General features: G+C 71.9%; 17 protein-coding genes and 1 pseudogene. 4 read left to right on the top strand and 14 right to left on the bottom strand.

Going from position 1 to position 17,809, the window contains the following annotated elements; all coding sequences use genetic code 11:
• Position 1 precedes the first annotated feature (1 nt).
• A complete protein-coding gene (locus NAG42_RS38040; RefSeq protein ID WP_250037194.1) occupies positions 2 to 1,168 on the bottom strand; it encodes an ABC transporter substrate-binding protein in 1,167 nt (388 codons plus the stop codon).
• Positions 1,169 to 1,190: 22 nt separating this feature from the next.
• The gene (locus NAG42_RS38035) at positions 1,191 to 2,204 is read right to left on the bottom strand and encodes an ABC transporter ATP-binding protein (protein WP_250037193.1); all 1,014 of its coding nucleotides are present in this window, start codon (positions 2,202 to 2,204) and stop codon (positions 1,191 to 1,193) included.
• 88 nt (positions 2,205 to 2,292) lie between these two features.
• Here NAG42_RS38035 and NAG42_RS38030 point away from each other — a divergent pair, with 88 nt between their 5' ends.
• On the top strand, positions 2,293 to 3,726 hold the full coding sequence (locus tag NAG42_RS38030; RefSeq protein ID WP_250037192.1) for a PucR family transcriptional regulator: 1,434 nt from the start codon (positions 2,293 to 2,295) through the stop codon (positions 3,724 to 3,726).
• A gap of 175 nt (positions 3,727 to 3,901) precedes the next feature.
• Positions 3,902 to 4,453 carry a DUF1062 domain-containing protein gene (locus NAG42_RS38025; protein WP_250037191.1) on the top strand — a complete coding sequence of 184 codons (552 nt, stop codon included), beginning with the start codon at positions 3,902 to 3,904 and terminating at the stop codon, positions 4,451 to 4,453.
• A 37-nt stretch (positions 4,454 to 4,490) separates the two neighbouring features.
• Here the strand turns inward: NAG42_RS38025 and NAG42_RS38020 are convergent, their stop codons facing one another.
• The 6 genes and pseudogenes from NAG42_RS38020 to NAG42_RS37995 form a co-directional block, all read right to left on the bottom strand.
• Positions 4,491 to 5,243, bottom strand: coding sequence for a GNAT family N-acetyltransferase (locus NAG42_RS38020; protein WP_250037190.1), 753 nt, complete (start codon positions 5,241 to 5,243; stop codon positions 4,491 to 4,493).
• Positions 5,244 to 5,353: 110 nt separating this feature from the next.
• A complete protein-coding gene (locus NAG42_RS38015; protein ID WP_250037189.1) occupies positions 5,354 to 6,208 on the bottom strand; it encodes a nucleotidyltransferase domain-containing protein in 855 nt (284 codons plus the stop codon).
• Positions 6,205 to 6,993 (bottom strand): hypothetical protein, encoded by a 789-nt coding sequence (locus NAG42_RS38010; RefSeq protein ID WP_250037188.1) that lies wholly within the window; start codon positions 6,991 to 6,993, stop codon positions 6,205 to 6,207. Before NAG42_RS38010 ends, NAG42_RS38015 begins: the two co-directional genes overlap by 4 nt.
• Positions 6,990 to 7,559: an RNA polymerase sigma factor gene (locus NAG42_RS38005; protein ID WP_250037187.1), complete on the bottom strand. Its 570-nt coding sequence runs from the start codon at positions 7,557 to 7,559 to the stop codon at positions 6,990 to 6,992. The genes NAG42_RS38010 and NAG42_RS38005 overlap by 4 nt, the downstream gene beginning before the upstream one ends.
• Positions 7,560 to 7,566: 7 nt before the next feature.
• A pseudogene (locus tag NAG42_RS38000) lies at positions 7,567 to 8,459 on the bottom strand (P1 family peptidase).
• A gap of 121 nt (positions 8,460 to 8,580) precedes the next feature.
• Positions 8,581 to 9,207: a GyrI-like domain-containing protein gene (locus NAG42_RS37995; protein WP_250037186.1), complete on the bottom strand. Its 627-nt coding sequence runs from the start codon at positions 9,205 to 9,207 to the stop codon at positions 8,581 to 8,583.
• 17 nt (positions 9,208 to 9,224) lie between these two features.
• Between NAG42_RS37995 and NAG42_RS37990 the strand changes: the two genes are divergently transcribed.
• Positions 9,225 to 10,382 (top strand): amidase, encoded by a 1,158-nt coding sequence (locus NAG42_RS37990; RefSeq protein WP_250037185.1) that lies wholly within the window; start codon positions 9,225 to 9,227, stop codon positions 10,380 to 10,382.
• Positions 10,383 to 10,431: 49 nt separating this feature from the next.
• On the opposite strand, the gene NAG42_RS37985 is transcribed toward NAG42_RS37990, so the two are convergent.
• From NAG42_RS37985 to NAG42_RS37965, 5 genes are all read right to left on the bottom strand, one after another.
• Positions 10,432 to 11,682 (bottom strand): MFS transporter, encoded by a 1,251-nt coding sequence (locus NAG42_RS37985; RefSeq protein WP_250037184.1) that lies wholly within the window; start codon positions 11,680 to 11,682, stop codon positions 10,432 to 10,434.
• The gene (locus NAG42_RS37980; RefSeq protein ID WP_250037183.1) at positions 11,679 to 12,266 is read right to left on the bottom strand and encodes an ArsR/SmtB family transcription factor; all 588 of its coding nucleotides are present in this window, start codon (positions 12,264 to 12,266) and stop codon (positions 11,679 to 11,681) included. The genes NAG42_RS37985 and NAG42_RS37980 overlap by 4 nt, the downstream gene beginning before the upstream one ends.
• Positions 12,267 to 12,314: 48 nt before the next feature.
• Positions 12,315 to 13,292, bottom strand: coding sequence for a permease prefix domain 1-containing protein (locus NAG42_RS37975; protein WP_250037182.1), 978 nt, complete (start codon positions 13,290 to 13,292; stop codon positions 12,315 to 12,317).
• On the bottom strand, positions 13,289 to 13,648 hold the full coding sequence (locus NAG42_RS37970; protein ID WP_250037181.1) for a PadR family transcriptional regulator: 360 nt from the start codon (positions 13,646 to 13,648) through the stop codon (positions 13,289 to 13,291). Before NAG42_RS37970 ends, NAG42_RS37975 begins: the two co-directional genes overlap by 4 nt.
• Before the next feature lie 152 nt (positions 13,649 to 13,800).
• Complete coding sequence (locus tag NAG42_RS37965) at positions 13,801 to 15,384, bottom strand: MFS transporter (protein WP_250037180.1); 1,584 nt, start codon at positions 15,382 to 15,384, stop codon at positions 13,801 to 13,803.
• 132 nt (positions 15,385 to 15,516) lie between these two features.
• Here NAG42_RS37965 and NAG42_RS37960 point away from each other — a divergent pair, with 132 nt between their 5' ends.
• The gene (locus NAG42_RS37960; RefSeq protein ID WP_250037179.1) at positions 15,517 to 17,502 is read left to right on the top strand and encodes an ATP-binding protein; all 1,986 of its coding nucleotides are present in this window, start codon (positions 15,517 to 15,519) and stop codon (positions 17,500 to 17,502) included.
• On the opposite strand, the gene NAG42_RS37955 is transcribed toward NAG42_RS37960, so the two are convergent.
• Positions 17,471 to 17,803 (bottom strand): hypothetical protein, encoded by a 333-nt coding sequence (locus tag NAG42_RS37955; RefSeq protein WP_250037178.1) that lies wholly within the window; start codon positions 17,801 to 17,803, stop codon positions 17,471 to 17,473. The genes NAG42_RS37960 and NAG42_RS37955 overlap by 32 nt on opposite strands.
• Positions 17,804 to 17,809 lie beyond the last annotated feature (6 nt).

Here is a 17,809-nt window from a genome sequence, read left to right as displayed (position 1 = left end):
GCTATCCCTTGATCGTGGTCCAGGCCTGGGTCCAGGCCGCGTAGTCCTTGCAGGTCACATCGGCCCGCCCGTCGACGCACCGGGCGAGCGGGGTGGTCCAGAACCAGACCTGGTCGAAGTAGGGCTCGTCCTCGGCGTGGAAGGTCTTGCAGTGGTTTTTGTCGGCGGTCTGCGCGCAGGACAGCTTGTTGGACGGCGCCTCACCGAACCACTCGGCCACCCCGGCGTTGGCCTTCGGCGAGATGATGTGGTTCATCCACAGGTAGCCGCAGTTCGGGTGCTGGGCCTTCGACGAGATCATCCAGGTGTCGGACCAGCCGGTCGCGCCCTCGGTCGGCAGGATCGCCTCGACCGGTGCCTTGTCGGCCGTGGCCAGGTTGGCGATGACCTGCCAGGTGGTGCCGAGCACGGAGTCGCCGCTCTTGAAGGCCTGCACCTCCTTGGTGTAATCCGACCAGTACTCGCCGATCAGCTTGTTCTGCTCGGTCAGCAGGTCGGTGGCCGCCTTGAACTGGGTGTCGTCCAACGCGTACGGGTTCTTGATGCCCAGGTCCGGCTTGGTCTTCATCAGATAGAGCGCCGCGTCGGCGATGTAGATCGGCGAGTCGTACGCGGTGATCTTGCCCTTGTAGGGCGAACTCGGGTCGAAGACCGCACTCCACGAGGTCGGCGCCGGTTTGACCGTGTCCGTGCGATACATCAGCAGGTTGGCGCCGCGGCCGTGCGGCACTCCGTAGGCCGCGCCGTCGACCGAGTTCCACTGCTTGTTCTTGAGCCCCTCGAAGACGTCTTTGTAGTTCGCGATCAGGTCGGTGTTGACCGGGGCCACGTCGCCGCCGTAGATCAGCCGCAGCGACGCGTCGCCGGAGGCCGAGACCACGTCGTACTCGCCGGTCTTCATCAGTGCGACCATCTCGTCGGAGGTGCCCGCGACCTTGGTGTTGACCTGGCACCCGGTCTGCTTCTCGAAGTCCGACACCCAGTCGACCTTGGGGTCGGTCGAACCGTCCTCGACGTAGCCGGCCCAGGCGATGACGTTGACCGCGCCCTCCCCCGCCCCGATCGACGCCAGCTTGTCGACCTTCGGCACGCTCATGCCGCCGGGTCCCGAGCCGCTGCCGCTGCCACCGTCGTCGCCACCGCACCCGGCGAGCGCGAGCACGCCCACCGCCAGAACCGCTGTGAGAGATCTATGCCGCACGGTTAGCTCCAATCTCGATGACGTGTTCCCGCAGCCAGGTGAGCTGGACGCGGTTCCCCCGCAGGCCGGCCAGGGCCGCCGTCCCCGTACGGCGGTTCTGCTCCACGACGACCATCCGCACGCCCGCGTCCAGGTCGACGACGAATCGGGTGACCGGGCCGGCGTAGATGACCTCGCTGATCGTTCCCGGTGCTCCCTCGTCGGCGATGGTGATCTTTTCCGGGCGTACGGAAAATGTGCCGTCCCGCCCGGTCAGCCGGCGCGCGGCGGGACCGGTGATCAGGTTGGACGTTCCGACGAAGCCGGCCACGAACGGGGTCGCCGGGTGCTCGTAGACCTCCTCGGGCGTGCCCACCTGGGCGATCCGCCCGGCGTCGAAGACGGCCACCCGGTCGCTCATGGTCAGCGCCTCGTCCTGGTCGTGGGTGACGAAGACGAATGTGATGCCGACGTCGCGCTGGATCTGCTTGAGCTCGACCTGCATCTGCTCGCGCAGTTTGAGGTCGAGCGCGCCCAGCGGCTCGTCGAGCAGCAGCACCCGGGGCCGGTTGACCAGCGCCCGGGCCAGGGCCACGCGCTGCCGCTGACCGCCCGACATGGCGCTCGGCCGGCGGGCGCCGAAACCGTTCAACCGTACGGAATCGAGGGCCTCCTCGGCGCGGGCCCGGCGCTCCTTGCGCGCGACCTTGCGGACCTTGAGGCCGTACTCGACATTCTCGATGACGCTCAGGTGCGGGAAGAGCGCGTAGTCCTGGAAGACCGTGTTGACGTCGCGGTCGTAGGGAGCCAGCTGGGTGACGTCGCGGCCGTTCAGGGACACCGTGCCGGCCGTCGGCAGGTCGAAACCGGCGATCATCCGCAGCACCGTGGTCTTGCCGGAGCCCGAGGGCCCGAGCATCGAGAAGAACTCGCCGTCGGCGATCTCGAGATCGATCCCGGCCACCGCCTCGACCGGGCCGAACGTCTTGCGCAGCCCGGCCAGGTGGATCGCGGGGGTCCTCATAGCAGGACCGTAGAGGCGCGACTGATGTTGGTAAATGGACAGTGGAACAGTCCTTACGCGGGGCCACTGTGCAGTCGTACAGTCAGGCATGACGCTGCGATTGGCCGACGTGCTCGCCGATCCCGACCTCGGTCTGCGCCTGGTCGGGGGCGAGCCGGCGGCGCTGCGGCAGCCGGTGCGCTGGTGCGCGGTCACCGAGCTGGCCGACCCGCGGCCCTTCCTGTCCGGCGGCGAGCTGGTGCTGACGACCGGGTTGAGCCAGACCGGCGAGGCGGCGCAACGGCAGTTCGTGGCCCGGGTCGCCGAGGGGCGGGCGGTCGGGCTCGGCTTCGGGGTCGGGCTCTCCCACGTACGCATCCCCGCGGCCACCCTCGACCAGGCTCGCGCCACCCGGCTGCCGGTCGTGGAGATCCCGTATTCGACACCGTTCATCGCGGTCGACCGGTTCGTGGCCGACCGGGTGCTGGAGGAGCAGTACGGCCGGTTCGCCGACCTGCTCGACGAGCACGACACCCTGGCCAAGGCGCTGCTGTCGGGGCGTGGGCTGGGGGCGCTGATCACGGCGCTGCACCAGATCCTCGGCGCGCCCGCGATGGTGCGCGACCTCTACGGACGGGTGCTGGCCACCGCGCCGGCCACCGCCACGTGGCCCGCCGTTCCGGCTGGGCAGTCACCCGACCTGCCGACCGTGCTGCCGGTCAGCGTGGAGGAGACCGTGGTCGCGCATCTGTGCTGCCGCCGGCCCCGGCGGTCGGCCGACGTCCTGCCGTACGCGGTCTCGCTCGTCGGTCTGGAACTGGCGCGCCGCCAGGCCGAGCTGGCCGGCAAACGGCGGCTGGCCGGACAGGTCCTGGAGGATCTGATCCGGGCGACGATCGGCCCGCCGGAGGCGGAGCGGCGACTGCTGCCGTTCGGCATCCGGCCCGAGGACGAGCACGCCCTGCTGGTGGCCACAGTGGACGACGGGCGCGGGCTGCTGTCGAGCCCGCCGATGGCCGGTGCGACCACGGCGGTGTTGAACGACTGCCTGGTGGCCGTGCTCGAGCCCGGCCGGTCGGCGCGCGAGGCCGCGACCGAGCTCGGCACCTACCTGAGCCGCCGCGGCGATGACGTGCGGGTGGGGATCGGCGGCTGGTACTCCGGGATGAACGGGCTGCGGTGGAGCTATTACGAGGCGCACGAGGCGATGACCCGCGGGCCCGGCATCAACGAGCGCGCCCAGATGAGCCTGTCCGGTCTGCTGCTGGCCAGCGAGGACGTGCCGCTGCGCGACCTGGCCCGCGACGTGCTGCGCCCGTTGCGCGACTTCGACGCCGCGCACGCCGGTTCCCTGGTGGCGACGCTGCGGGCCTATCTGGACGCGGACGGCTCGGTGGTCACGGTGGCCGACCGCCTGATCGTGCACCGCAACACGGTCCGCTACCGCATCGAGCAGATCGAGCGCCTGACCGGACGGTCCCTGTCCCGCACGGCCGACCGGGTCCAGCTCTGGCTGGCGATGGCCGCCGCCCACCTCGACTAGGACGTAATTAATCGCTGTCGCGGCGGCTCGGTGCCCGCATACGGTGCTGGCGAAGTCGTCTGCTGAAGGGCCGGCCGTTGTACGTCCTGTGAGACCTCCCACGTGCTGATTCACAGCGCGCCGCGTTCCCGCGCCGCGCTGCTTCTCGCTGCGGACTTCTCACTGGAGTACCTCTGTGTCCACCAACTGGACCGTCGTGCCCACCCGCTTGCCGCTCGTCCGCCGCCGCTGCCACGCGTGCGGTTCCGAGCGTTTCCGGGCCGACGGCAAATTTCGCCTCAACGCCAACCACAAGCTGCTCGACGCCTGGCTCCTCGTGCTCTGCGTCCGGTGCGGGGAGACCGTGAAGCTCACGATCCTGGAGCGGGTCACCGTGCGCTCCGTCCGGCCCGAGTTGCTGGCTCGCTTGCACGATAACGACCCGCGACTGGCCGCCGAGCTGCTTCAGGACCCGATTGTGCAGCGCCGCAACCGTTTCGCCCTCGACTGGGACGACGCGTGGCGCCTCGACACCGGCGGATCGGACCACCGGGACAGCGAGGTGCTCGACGTCGCGGTCCACTTCCTGGCGCGGATCCCGCTGCGCCCGGTGCGGCTGATCGCCGAGGGCTGCGACCTGTCGCGGGCCGAGGTCGAACGGCTGATCAAGGAAGGAGACCTCGTGTCGGCGGTCCGGTTGGGCGCCCGGCTCTCCGGCGACTTCACGTTCACCCTCAAGCGCAAGTAGGTGCCGGCCCGGGCTGCGGCCCGGGCCGGCCAACCAGTCAGTCCAGCGACAGATAGAGCCGTTGGCCGGCCGGCCGGAAGCCGACGCGTTCGTACACGCGCCACGACTCCCTTCCGGATGCCTCCAGCCAGGCGGTGTCCACCCCGGCGGCGAACAGACGGGTGGTGACGGCCGCGGTCACGGCACCGGCGAGACCCCGCCGGCGGTACGGCGGACGGACGGCTATCCCGGCCACCTCGCTGACCCCGTCGTGCGGGGCCACCGCCTGACCGCCGCCGGCACAGGTGCCGTCACCGTCGACGGCCAGGACCGCGACGCCGCCACCGGCCTGCAGGCGCCGGACCCGGGCGACGTCGGCCCCGGAGGCCGTCGGCTCGCCGCCGAAGGCCTCGTTCTGAGCGCTGATCAGAGCGGCCCGCTCGGGATCGGTGGTCGCCTCACCCAGCCGGAACCCGTCCGGCGCCGGCGGAACGCGGAGCGAGGACGGTGAGCAGACCAGATATTCGTGCCGCTCCTCGACGCGGAACCCGGCCGCGGTCAGGAGCGTCTCGAGGCCGGGCGCGCCATCGACGACGTATTCCAGCCGGGGCCGGCGCCCGGCCTGCCGGAAGGCTTTGACCAGCTCGGTGACGTCGTCCGGCGTGATGGTGGCGCCGGGCCGTGGGGTGGCGTAGTTGATGTGCGGGCTGTCGGTGCCGGGATCGAGCCCGATGACGAACGGTCCGGTCTCGACCGGTGCCGGCCGGGCCGACAGATTGGCCACGACGGCCTGCTGAATGCGGGTACTCAACGACAAGGTGAACCTCTGCGCATGATGAGGGACGTGGACGGGACGTCGGGCCGCCACGGAACGGTGAATCGAACGAACGCCACCGGCTGACCGGCGGGGTCGCGAATACCTCAGGCGGCCGCTGGGCGCACTGAGATCACAGGCGTCATTCCCTCATGCTGAGCGTCCACGCCGGACTGCGCGGGATCCCGGGACGGTGTCACGGTGATCCACCGGCTGTCAACGAGTTGACGACCCGCGAGGAGCGCGGCGCTGACGGCCTCGACAAAGCCGCACACGTCGGCCGGGCGGCCGGGGTCGGTGTCCTGGCCACCCTCGTACCACCAGGCGCGAGCCCACTCGATGAGGCCGGCCCACTCGGGGAACGCGGCGGCCGTCGGGGCGGCGGCCTGTCGCTTCGACAGCTGGTGGCCGAAGCGCACCCGCTGGACGGCGCGGCACATGGTGAGCACCGAATAGGACTGGGCGCCGGGTGTCGTCATGCCGCGGACCCAATCCGGCCAGTCGCGGACATGGTCGAGCAGCGCGGCGCGAACCAGCTCGGCGTCGTACGGCGGCCACAGCGTCTCGGCGGGGGGACCCAGCAGCGGGCGTCCGCTGCGGTGGACCGTCGCCCAGGTGACCAGTCGGTGGCGGGTCGCGGGGAGCAGATGCAATTGCTCGCCTGGGCTGACGCGGGCGATCAGGTGCCGGCCCTCGGCCGCATCGGTGAGCGCGGCGAGCGACACGTACTCGACCTCGATGCGGCCCGCCCACTCGGGGTGGGCGGCGTCGAGCTCGGCGTGCAGACCGGCCAGCACACCGAGCAGCCGGTCGTCGGGGTCGGCGGTCAGTACGGCGAGCACGTCGAGATCGCTGCGGGCGGGCGCGAAATCGCCGGCGATCAGGGATCCGTGGACGTAGAGGGCGAGCACGTCGGCCCGCCATCGGTCGCGCAGGCCGGCCAGGACTGCCTCGTGGGTCACTTGATCTCCAGCCGGTTCGCGTACGGGTTGACGGTCTTGACGCCGGCGGCGGTGCGCACCTTCAGCTCGAGGCCGGTGGGGTCGCCGCGGTCACTGGGCCACCAGGCGCCCCACATGCCGTTGCGCAGGGTCGCGGTGATCCGCAGACCGTTGGTCAGCACCAGGTCGACACCGGTGACGGCGGGGCCGCTCAAGCCGTACACCTGGAAGGGTGAGAGTTGGGGACCACCCGGCGGCGGTGTCTCCAGCGAACCGCCGAGCACCAGCACCGAACTGCCCTGCGGCCGGGCGAACGGCTTGTCGGTGACGGTGGACCACATGCCGTTCAGATCGTCGTCGTCCGCGTCGGGCTTGACGCCGGACAGCGCGATCAGCGGGTCGGACGCCGTGCCGCTGCCGAGCGAGACGTCGACGCAGAACGTGTAGCCGCCTCGCCGGTCGATCAGCACCTCGCGCTTCGCGGCCGCCTTGGGGCGGGACGGAACACCTTCGATGCCCACCCCGCCGACGCCCAGGTCGCTGCATTTGGAGGACCACTGATCGATGTCGTCGCCGGGTTCGCTCAGCGGTGGCGCGGCCTGGGGGACGGCAGTCCACGGGGCGTTGACGCGCGGAGCGGGGCCGGGCCGGACGGCCACGGCGATGGCGACGGTGGCGATGACCGCGGCGGTGACGGCGATCAGGGCCTTGCGTCGCGCGGTGGGCCGGGGCCGGGCCTCGGCCACCAGGACGCGCCGGATGCCGGCGTGGCGCTGCGGGTCCAACCGGCTTCGCAGGTCGGTCATGGCATCTCCAGTCGCTGGGCGGTCAGGGCGTCGGCCGTCGCCTCGAGCCGGGCCCGGGCCCGGGACAGCCGGGATCGGACCGTGCCGACGGGTACGCCGAGCGCGACCGCGGCCTCGGCGTAGGTCAGGCCCTGCCACACGCAGAGCACGAGCACGTCGCGGTCGGGCGGTCGCAGCCGGTCCAGGGCGGCCCGGATGCGCGCGAGCTCACGCTCGTCGTCGAGACGGTCGGTGACCGCCTCGGCGTGGTCGGGAGAGGCCGGCGGGGGTGGCAGCCGGTCGAGCGCCCGGCGGTGCCGCAGCGCGGTGCGCCACCGATTCTGCAGGGTGCGGCGGGCTGTCCCGTACAACCAGGGCAGTGCGTTGCCGTCGACCAGCTCGACGTCGTCGCGCCGGCGCCAAGCCTCCAGGAAGACGATCGAGACCAGGTCGTCGGCGGCGTCGAGCGAGCCCGACCGGCGCGCGCAGAACGCCCGGACCGCCTCGGCATGCCGGTCGAAGAGCATCCCGAAACACTCGGGCTCCCCCGCGCGGGCCCGTCGCCACAGCTCTCCGTCGTCGCTCACGTCTGGCTTATGACCGCAGCGCCCGCAGAGTTCCCTCATGCGGCACGGCGATTTTGGTGTGCCCGGCGAACCCGGTGGTGGTCGTGGCCATGAACAACGAGTTGAGCACGGCCTCCTCGGTCGCCTCGAGCACGGCCGCGAAGGCGGGTTCGAGGTCGGACTCGGGCGCGGCCGGTCCGGGGCCGGCGGTGCTGAACGCGATCGCGTAGTCGCCGCTGCCACCGGCGAAGTCGGAGCCCACCCGGCCCAGGGCGAACACCGCCCGCCGGGCCAGCCGCGACAGTTGGCGCGCGTCGAAGCGGCCGTCGGTGGCGACGACGATGACGCAGGAGTTGCCGGCCGGCTCCGGCGGCCGGACCGGCGCCGGGATGGGCACGCCGAGCACGTGCAGCACGCCGGAGAAGTTCGACTGCACGAGTACGCCCACCGTCGCCCCACCGGCCAGCCTTGATGCCGTGCCGATGCCGCCCTTGAAGCCCAGCGCCCCGGTGCCGGTGCCGGCCCCGACCGCGCCCTCGGCGGGGCGGCCGCCGGTAGCGGTGTCGAGGGCGGCGTACACGTGCCCGGCCCGGATCGGGCGGGCGCGGATGTCGGACAGGTAGCCGTCGTTGGTCTCGGCCACCACCGGGTTCAGCGACTGCACCGCCTCGCGGCCGGGCTGGCCCAGGACATACGTGAGCAGCGCGTCGGCCACCAGGACGTGGACAGCGTGGCGGTGAGCAGCACCGGCGTCTCGATCTCGCCGAGCTCGGCCAGCTGGGTCGAGCCGACCATCTTGCCGTGACCGTTGCCGACGAACAGACCGGCCGGCAGGGCGCGTCGATCGGCGAGCTGGCCCGGGACGATCGCGGTGACCCCCGTACGGATGCTGTCGCCCTCGATCAGGGTCGTGTGCCCCACCCGCACGCCGGCCACGTCGGTGATGGCGTTGAACGGGCCGGGCGGCCGCGACCCGACGACGATGCCGAGCTCCCGGGCCCGCCGGGGCACCTGCGTGTGGTCCACCCCGGCAGGCTACGCGTCAGCGGCGGCGGGCCTCCTCGACCGGCTGCCTCAGGATCGTCCGCAGTTTGGCGGGCGCGACCTTGCGGGCGTCGCTCAGGTAGATCTCGTGATGCCGGCCGGTCATCGTCAGGCCCTGGGCCGGGATGAACTCGTCGTGCATCCGGGCCAGCAGACCGGCCTCGTCGTCGTACGAGCCGACGTGCAACGTCTGCACGCAGCGGCCCTCGGCCAGCGACGCCAGGCGGACCTGGGCCAGCCGCTCCGGCGCACCCTTGGCGGTGACCTGGTCGACCGCCTCGGCCACCATCGCCTCGGTGATCCAGTCGGGCGTCATGATCATCAGGGTCCAGTCCCATTGCGACTTGTCGCGGGCCGACGTGAACGTGGCCATGTCCCCGGCCCACCAGAGGCCCTCCAGCGGCATGACCACGTAGTCGCGCTCCAGCTTCTGTTTGCTGGCGAACTTCAGCTTGTAGGCCAAGGGGTACAGCGCCTCGGTGGCCGCGGCGAAATCCCCGCCGCTGTTGGGGTCGCCGTGCCCGTCGATCATCAGGTACCGCAGCTCGGGCACGTCGACGATCGCGAACCGGCCCCGGGGAGCGCGGTAGACGTCGAGGTCCTTCTTGAAGTCGGTCTTCTCCACCTGGGTATGGTCGCCGCGTGGCGATCTGGATCACAAGCTTCGATCAGCCCGTGTCCGGCGGCCGGGTCCGGGTCGCGGTCAAGGACGCCTTCGACCTCGCCGGCGAGATCACGACGGCCGGCTGCGCGGCGGTCCGCGACCGGGCCGAGCCGGCCACCTCGGACGCCCGCTGCCTGGCCGGCGCGCGGTCGGCCGCCGTGATCGTGGGCAAGACGACGCTGACCGAGCTCTGCGTCAGCCCCGTCGGCGACAACGCGGTCTTCGGCACCCCGGTCAATCCGTCGGCCCCGGACCGTATCCCGGGTGGGTCGTCGAGCGGGAGCGCGGTCGCGGTCGCGACCGGCGCGGCCGACATCGGCTTCGGCACCGACACCGGGGGCTCGGTGTGGATCCCGGCCGCGTGCTGCGGGATCGCCGGTCTCAAGACCACCTGGGGACGGGTGCCGGTCGAGGGGGTGTGGCCGCTGGCGCCGAGCCTGGACACGGTGGGGCCGCTCGCCGGTGACGTGGCCGGGCTGGCCGCCGGGATGCGCCTGCTCGAGCCGGGCTGGACGGTCGCCGAGGACCCGGCCCGCCGGGTCGGCCGGCTGCGGATCGACGGCGTCGACGCGGCGACCGACGACGCCGTCGACGCGGCGCTGCGTGCGAGCGGGCTCGACGTGCTCGAGGTGAGCCTGCCGGGGTGGGAGGCGACCTACGACCCGCTGGAGGCGATCATCCTGGCCGAGCTGTGGCAGTCGAACGGCCCGCTGCTCGGCGCGGACGGGCTGGGCGAGTTCGTCAGCGGCGGCCTGCAGGCCGGTCGCCTCGTCCCGGCCGCGCGGCTGGCCGGCGCCCGGACCGCCCAGGCAACGTGGCGGGCCGAGGTGGCCGCGGTGTTTCAGGAGGTGGACGTGCTGGCCCTGCCGACCCTGGTCGCCCCGCCACCGCTGCTGACCGGTTTCGCGGGCTTCCCGCTGACCCGGCTGACCGCGCCGTTCAACCTGGCCGGCGTGCCGGCGCTGGCCATGCCGATCCCGTCGCCCGGCTTGCCGGTGCCGGTGCCGGTGCCGGTCAGCCTGCAACTGGTCGGACCGGCCGGCCGGGAGGACCTGCTCTGCACGACGGCCCTGGCCATCGAGAACGGCGTCGGCGCCCGGCTTCCAGGAGGTCGGCCGCGCCGGCGCGTCGCCTGATCTCGCGAGGCGTGTCGTCAGCGGCCGTTGAGGAAGGTGACGTCGCCGGTCACTCGCCTGACATTGTCCTGACGGGAACGCCGCGCAGTGCTGCCTCGACCCGGCGGTTGGTGGTCATGGTCGCCGTGACGGCGGTCATGGTGAGCAGGAGGCCGGCGGCGGCGTAGAGCGGGGTGCGCACGTCGAAGGTGGATGCCAGCCAGCCGCCGAGGAAGGCGCCGAACGGGGCCGCGCACATGGCGAGCATGCGGGAGGTGGAGGTGACCCGGCCCATCAGGTGGGCGGGGACGATCGCCTGTCGCAGGGAGGGCGCGAGCACCATGGTGGCGCCCATGCCGGCTCCGCAGACGGCGAGCGCGAGGCCGGCGACGTACGGATCCGGGGCCGCCGCCAGCCCCAGGATGGCCAGCCCCTCGACCAGGGCCGTGCACGTCAGCGCGGTCCCGGTGCCGAGTCGCCGGCCGAGGAAGGAAGCGACACCCGCGCCGAGCAGACCGCCGGTGGCCTCCGCCGTGAGGAGCAGTCCGAAGCCGGCGGCGGCGAGGCCGAGACGGTCGTGCGCGAAGAGCGCGAGGATGGTCTCCACCGCGACGAAGGCGATGTTCCCGACCGCCGGGCGCAGCGCGAGCCCGAGCAGCAACCGGTCCCGGAAGACGTACGAGGCACCGGCCCGAGCCTGCCGGAGCAGCGACTCACGGGCCTGCGGCCGGGGCCGTGACGTGGCCGGCAGCGACCGCACGAGCAGCGCGGAGAGTGCGAACGACACGGCGTCAGCGAGCAGCGGAACTGCCCGCCCGAGCGCGAGCAGGGCACTGCCCGCAGGCGGCCCCACGAAGCCGGACGCGGCGGTCTGGGTGCCGCGCATGCGGGCGTTGGCGCGCTCCAGGAGCGCGGGTTCGCGGCCGAGCAGATCCGGCAGATAGGCCGCGGCGGCCGTGTCGAAGAAGAGCCCGCCGAGGCCGAGCAGGAAGGCGACGGCTGCGAGAAGCGGAATGCTCAGCACGTCGAGGACGGCCGCCACGGCCGGTATCGCCAGCAGCACCGCACGCGCCGCGTCCGCGACCCACATCGTGCGCCGCCGTTCCCAGCGATCCACCAGCGCACCGCCGAGCACCCCGAACAGCAGCCACGGCAGCGTCCCGGCGGCCGTGACAACGGCAAGCGCCATCGGATCGCGGGTCAACGTCAACGCGAGCAGCGGCAGCGCGGCATGCGTCACCCCGTCACCGAGCGAGGACACCGTCTGCGCAGCCCACAGCCGCCCGAACCCGGTCGGCAACGTCCGGGAGCCCGAGGTCATTCGGCGCCACCTCCGGCCCGCGCAGGCTGTGCCGGCCGGAACAGCGCGAAGACGAGTGACACGTCCGGCAGCGCTGGATCGGACACCTCGCGGTACTCGTCCGCCAAGGCCTGCAACCGCGCCCCCAGCTCCGCGAACTGGTCCTCGCTGAGCCGCAGATGTGCCATCCGGACGTGCCGCTCGCTCGCCGCGGGCGCGGCCTCCAGGTCGGCCACCGCGTGCCGCATCAGCACGTCCGGCCCGCCCTCGCCGGGATCCGGCAGCTCGATGGACCGCGCGGCCATGGCGTAGTACCGCTCGGTGACCCCCCGGACCTTCCGTGTCCGGACCACCTTCACCAGGCCGGCTCGTTCGAGAAGCCGTACGTGGTAGCTCGAACTCCCCTTCGCGAGGCCCACCCGATCGGCGATCTGCGTGATCGTCGCGGGCTCGAAGCGCAGCACGGCCATGATCCGATGGCGCGTGAGGTTGGAGACGGCGCGTAGCTGCTCGTCGGTGGTGACGTGGAACGTTCCGGGACGGTCATCGGCAGACATGCGAGCTTGGTTCACGTTTTCTTCACATTGGATCACGGTTGTTTCCATGGCGCCGCGCCCCTCGGAGAACCGAGGGGCGCGCCGGTGGTGCGGGGATCAGATGACGCTGTAGGAGTTGCCGGTGCCGGGGACCTGGGCCGGGATGCCCTTACGGGCCCGCTCGGTCTTGCGGGTGACGTCGAAGATGTCCCACAGCGCACCCAGGATCACCGCCACGATGACGGCCAGCGACACCCAGCCGCGCAGGTCGGCCTCGGCGTCGAAACCGGTGAAGCCGGGGTTGAAGAACTTGTCGGCGCTCAGCAGGTAGACCTGGACCGCGGCGGTGACGACGGCCAGGACGGCGTTGGCCACGGCGACCGGGCGGGTCCACTGACCGATCCGGAAGACCCAGACGGCCCAGACACCCTTGAGCGCGATCAGGACGATGAGCAGCGGCCACCAGAAGGACCAGTTGGCCGGGTCGAGCACGGGCTCGTCGGTGAAGGCGAACTGCTGCAGCACCAGGGCCACGATCAGCAGGGCGGGCCAGACCAGCAGGGCACCGAGGTCCATGCGGGAGAGTGCACCCGGCTCGTAGCGGGGCAGTTTGGCCAGTGTCCACGGTGTGTTGAGGTCGTCCAGGCCGGCCCCGGTGCGTTCGACGATCCAGAAGGCGAGCGTGGTCCAGAAGGCCAGGTGGACGCCGACGGTCAACGTGGCACCGATCGCCGCACCGATGACGGTGCCCACCGTGACGTCGGCGGCGAAGAGCTCGACGACGGCGACCACGGTCACGACCATCGGCAGCACGGTGGTGAACAGCACCTTCATCGTGCGGCGCCACACCCCGTAGAGCTCGGGGCCGATCAGGAAGTTTGATCGGCCGGCATAACTGTCGGCCAGGCGGTCGGGATCACCCAGCTCGAGCAGCGTGCGCTCGATCGCCGCCTCGCGGGTCTCGCCGGCGTCGACCCGGGCGTCCACCGCGTCGTCGATGGAGGCGCGCAGCTCGCGGTCGATGTCGGCGCGCTGCTGCTCGGGCACGCGGCGCAGGGCGGTGAAGACATAGCGGTCGGTCAGGCTGGCGCTCATTTGTCGCTCCCGGGGGTCGAGACGGTGTCGGTGGAGAGGTCGCCGATGGCCTCGTCGAGGCGGGCCCACTCGATGCGCAGGGCACCGGCAACCGCGTTGCCCTGCTCGGTGGTGGTGTAGAACTTGCGCGGCCGGGCCTCGTCGGTGTTCCACGCGCTGGTCAGCAGGCCCTGCGCCTCGAGACGGCGCAGCAGGGGGTAGAGCGTGTTGGCCTCGACCTCGAAGCCGGCCTCGCTCAACGTCTCGAGCAGTGAATAGCCGTAGCCCGGCGTGCGCAGCACGGTCAGGCTGGCGACGACCACTGTGCCGCGCCGCAGCTCCTGCAAGTGGCTGGCTAGTGTCGCGTCCGTTGTCATGTCCAACACCATACTGTGTCTCACACACTATGGCAACACATTACACCAATGCGCCTGCAAGGACGTTGTTACCGCGACTCGGCGGAGCGGGCCTCCGGGCCAGGCTCGGCAGAGGGGGTTTCCGGCCAGACTCCGCGGAGCGGGTTTCCGGCTCAGGCCCCGGCGGAGCGGGTTTCCGGCTCAGGCTCGGCGGGGTGGACCTCCGGCCTGGGCTCGGCGGGGCGGGCCTCCGGCCTGGGCTCGGCGGGGCGGGCCTCCGGCCTGGGCTCGGCGGGGCGGGCCTCCGGCCTGGGCTCGGCGGGGCGGGCCTCCGGCCCGGGCTCCGCGGTGACCGCGTCCGCCGACTTCGGAATGAGCGCCGCCAGCACCACCATCACGATGGCCACCAGCACCAACCCGATGAAGATGCGGTGCACCGCCGTGGTCAGCCGGGCCGGATCGACCTCGTCGCCGCCGATGATGGCGTTGGCGATCGCGCCGAAGACCGCCGCGCCCAGCGCACTGCCCAGCGAGCGCAGGAAGATGTTGTTGGCCGTGACGACGCCGCGCTCGGACCAGCCGACGCTGGACTGCGCGGCGATCAGCGTGGGCGCCGCCGTCAGGCCCATGCCGAGACCGATGAAGAGGCAGAACCCGCCCACCGCCCAGACCGACGACTCCGCGCCGAGCAGCAGGAGCAACGCGCAGCCGATCAGCACGAGCGTGCTGCCGATCAGCGCGCACACCCGGAAGCCCACCCGCAGATAGATCTTGCCGGCCTGGCTGGCCGAGAGGGGCCAGCCCAGGGTGAGCGCGGCCAGGGCGAAGCCGGCGACCAGCGGACCGTACCCGAGCACGTCCTGCACATAGATCGGCACGTACGAGCTCAGGCCGAGCAGGATCGCGCCGACGCCGATCGCCAGCTGACCGCTGGTGACCAGCAGCCGCCGCCGGAACACCCACAGCGGCAGCACCGGCTCGGGGGCGCCCCGCTCGACGAAGCCGAAGATCACCAGCAGGACCAGCCCGCCGCCGAGCACGCCCAGGCCGCTGAGTGACGTCCACGCCCAGGCCTGGCCGCCCTCCAGCACGCCCAGGATGACCAGCGTGAGACCGGCGGTGAGCAGCGCCGCCCCGCGGTAGTCGATGACCGGCCGGTGGCGCTCGGCCCGCTCGTGGAACTTCGTGAAAATCATGCCGCCGGCCAGCAGGCAGAGCGGGACGTTGACGAAGAAGATCCAGCGCCAGTCGGCCCACTCGCTGAACACACCGCCCAGCGCCGGCCCGATCACTGACGAGATGCCCCACACGCTGGCCACGTAGCCCTGCACCTTGGCCCGCTCGCGGACGTTGTAGAGATCGCCGACGATCGTGATGGTGGTCGGCGCGATCGCCCCGGCCCCCAGGCCCTGCACCAGCCGAAAGATGATCAGCGAGAGCATGCTCCAGGCCGCGCCGCACAGGATCGAGCCGACCAGGAAGAGCCCGATGCCCCACAGGATCACCGGCTTGCGGCCGAACAGGTCGTTGAGCTTGCCGTAGATCGGCACCGAGACGGCCTGGGCCAGCAGATAGATCGAGAACAGCCAGGGGAACTCGGTGAAGCCGCCGATGTCCTTGACGATCGACGGGACCGCGGTCGCGATGATCGTCGAGTCGATCGCGATCAGCGAGGTCGACAGCATCACCGCGACGAGGACGGGGCCGCGCTCGGACCGGAATCCGACGCCGTTCTCCGAGACTTTGTTCTCTGGCACCCTGTTGAACTACCCCTGTGCCGGGCGCCACGCGCGGCGAGGCGGGGCGGAAGAGTCGGAGATCACCCCTATGCGGGGATTGATCCGGCGAATGTCCCCGGACGGCAACGCGGCCGCCCTAGCCTGGTGGTCGTGGCATGTGTGGTGGTGGCCGAGGACAACCTCGATCATCAGCGGGTGATCGCTGAGGTCGTCCGCCGGCTCGGGCACGACGTGGTGGTGACCGGGGACGGGCGGGCGGCTCTCGCGGCGATCGCCGAGCACCGGCCCTCGCTGGTCGTCGCCGACGTCGACATGCCGCATCTCGACGGGCTCGAGCTGTGCCACGCCATCCGGCACGACCCGCAGATCGCCGGCACGCCGGTCGTGCTGATCACCGCGTACCTGCTCCCCGGCGACCCGCGGCTGACCGCGACGGGCGCGCTGGCCGTGATCGGCAAGCCGTTCGGGGTGCCCGAGCTGACCGAGTCCCTGCGCAAATATCTGGGCACGGCCGCGCCCGCGGACTGTCCCGAGCCAGTCGGGTCACCGGGCCAATGCGACGCGGCCGTGTTCGACGCACTGCTGGACTGCCTCGACGCCGGGGTGGCGGCGTGCGACGCGACGGGCCACGTGGTGCTGGCCAACCGGAAGATGCAGGAGTTCATCGGGCCTGGCGTCGGTGACGTGCCCATCAGCGACGCCACCCGCAGGTTCGTCCTGCTGCATCCGGACGGCACCCCCCTGCGTACGCATGAACTGGCCCTTTCCCGGGCGTTGGCCGGCGAGCACGTGAAGCAGGCGGAACTGCTCGCCCACGACGAGGCCGGCCGGCCCCGGTGGTTCGCGGTGAACGCCCGGCCGGTGCGGGACACGGCTGGCAAGATCACCGGGGCCGTGGCCGCGATCCACGACGTGACCAGCCAGCACCGCAACCGGCAGTACCAGGACTGCGAGAACGAGGTGCTGAAGGTCATCGCCGACCATCCGCACGCCGCCGACGCCACCGACCGGATCCTCGAGGCCATCGGCGGCGCGCTGGGCTGGCCGTACCTGAGGTTGTGGCTGGTCGACGAGGTGACCGACCTGTTACGCCCGGCCGGTGTCTACACCGCGCCGGACACGCGCCCGCCGCCGGTGCCGGTCAGCATGGAACGCGGGTCCGGGCTGGCCGGAACGTGCTGGCAGCGGGCCGACGTGGTCTGGGTGCCCGACCTGGACGCGCCCGACTCACCGGTGCTGCCGGGCCTGGTCGCCGGCACCGATTTCCGGGCGGCCGGCGCGGTGCCCGTCCGCAGCGGCGAGCGGGTGGTCGGCGCGCTCGCCTTCTTCTCGTACGAGCGGCAGGAGCCCGACCCCGCACTCGGGGTGCTGCTGACCGGGCTGGCCAGTCTGATCGGGGCATTCCTCGAATCGCGCCGCAGCGAGGTGCTGGCGTTGCACCTGGCCGCGGCCACCGACGAGTACATCGCGCTGGTCGGCCACGAGCTGCGGACGCCGCTGACCTCGATCGGCGCCTACGTCGACCTGATCGCCGAGTCGAGCGACGACGTGCGGCTGGCCGACGTGCGCGACCTGCTCGACGTGGTGCAGCGCAACAACGCGCGCCTGCGCGACCTGGTCGAGAAGCTGCTGGACCTGGCCTCGCTGGAGTCCGGGCACGCCCGCCTGGCCGTCCAGCCGGTCGACCTGACCGAGGTGGTGACGGCCGCGATCGACGCCGCCACCCCGGAGGCGGCGGCCCGCGAGATCATCGTCCGGGCGGCGTTGCCCGGCCGCCTGATCGTGCCGGGCGACCCGGAGCGCCTGCGCCAGGTCGTCGACGCCCTGCTGACCAACGCGATCAAGTTCAGCCGGCCCAACTCCCCGGTCGCCGTGACACTTTCCGACGACCAAGGCGAAGCGGCCGTGCTGGTGGTCGGGGACAACGGCACCGGGGTGGCCGCGGCCGAGCAGCCGCGCCTGTTCCGCCGGCTCTATCGGGGCGGGAACGCCCGCCACACGGGGATCCCCGGCGCCGGACTCGGTCTGGCGCTCTGCCGGGTGGTCGTGGAACGCCACCACGGCTCGATCACGCTGGCGTCGCACGAGTCCACCGGCACGGTGGTCACGGTGCGCCTGCCGCGCGAGGCGTCGTGAAGGTGATGAAAGTGTCGGGCGGCCGGGTCTCGGGGACCAGCCCGTCGGCGATCTGCCAGCGGTCACCGGCCACCTCGGTCGCCACCCGCGACCAGAACCGCTCGGCGCCCGGGTTGTAGCGCTGGAAGCCGATCGTCCACCGCCCCGGGCAGAGGGCGATGAGGAGCCCGAAGAACTCCGACATGTCGTGCCGGAAGAGCTGCCCGAGGTGGCCGAGCACCGCCCGATGGGTCCGATCGACCGGCACCAGCTCCACCGGCCACGCCTGCGGCCGAGGCGGGTTCGGCAGTTCCCACGGCATCCCCGC

It is taken from the genome of Paractinoplanes maris (genome assembly GCF_023544465.1).
Lineage (GTDB): Bacteria > Actinomycetota > Actinomycetes > Mycobacteriales > Micromonosporaceae > Actinoplanes > Actinoplanes maris.
Note: the sequence above shows the minus strand (reverse complement) of the source record. Positions and strands in the feature narration are given on the sequence as shown.

Excerpts from the sequence above, each read along its gene's own strand:
- NAG42_RS37985 (WP_250037184.1), bottom strand. The coding sequence starts at position 11,682 with ATGACCTCGGGCTCCCGGACGTTGCCGACCGGGTTCGGGCGGCTGTGG.
- NAG42_RS37975 (WP_250037182.1), bottom strand. The coding sequence starts at position 13,292 with ATGAGCGCCAGCCTGACCGACCGCTATGTCTTCACCGCCCTGCGCCGC.
- NAG42_RS37970 (WP_250037181.1), bottom strand. The coding sequence starts at position 13,648 with ATGACAACGGACGCGACACTAGCCAGCCACTTGCAGGAGCTGCGGCGC.
- NAG42_RS37980 (WP_250037183.1), bottom strand. The coding sequence starts at position 12,266 with ATGGAAACAACCGTGATCCAATGTGAAGAAAACGTGAACCAAGCTCGC.
- NAG42_RS38035 (WP_250037193.1), bottom strand. The coding sequence starts at position 2,204 with ATGAGGACCCCCGCGATCCACCTGGCCGGGCTGCGCAAGACGTTCGGC.
- NAG42_RS37955 (WP_250037178.1), bottom strand. The coding sequence starts at position 17,803 with ATGCCGTGGGAACTGCCGAACCCGCCTCGGCCGCAGGCGTGGCCGGTG.
- NAG42_RS38030 (WP_250037192.1), top strand. The coding sequence starts at position 2,293 with ATGACGCTGCGATTGGCCGACGTGCTCGCCGATCCCGACCTCGGTCTG.
- NAG42_RS38010 (WP_250037188.1), bottom strand. The coding sequence starts at position 6,993 with ATGACCGACCTGCGAAGCCGGTTGGACCCGCAGCGCCACGCCGGCATC.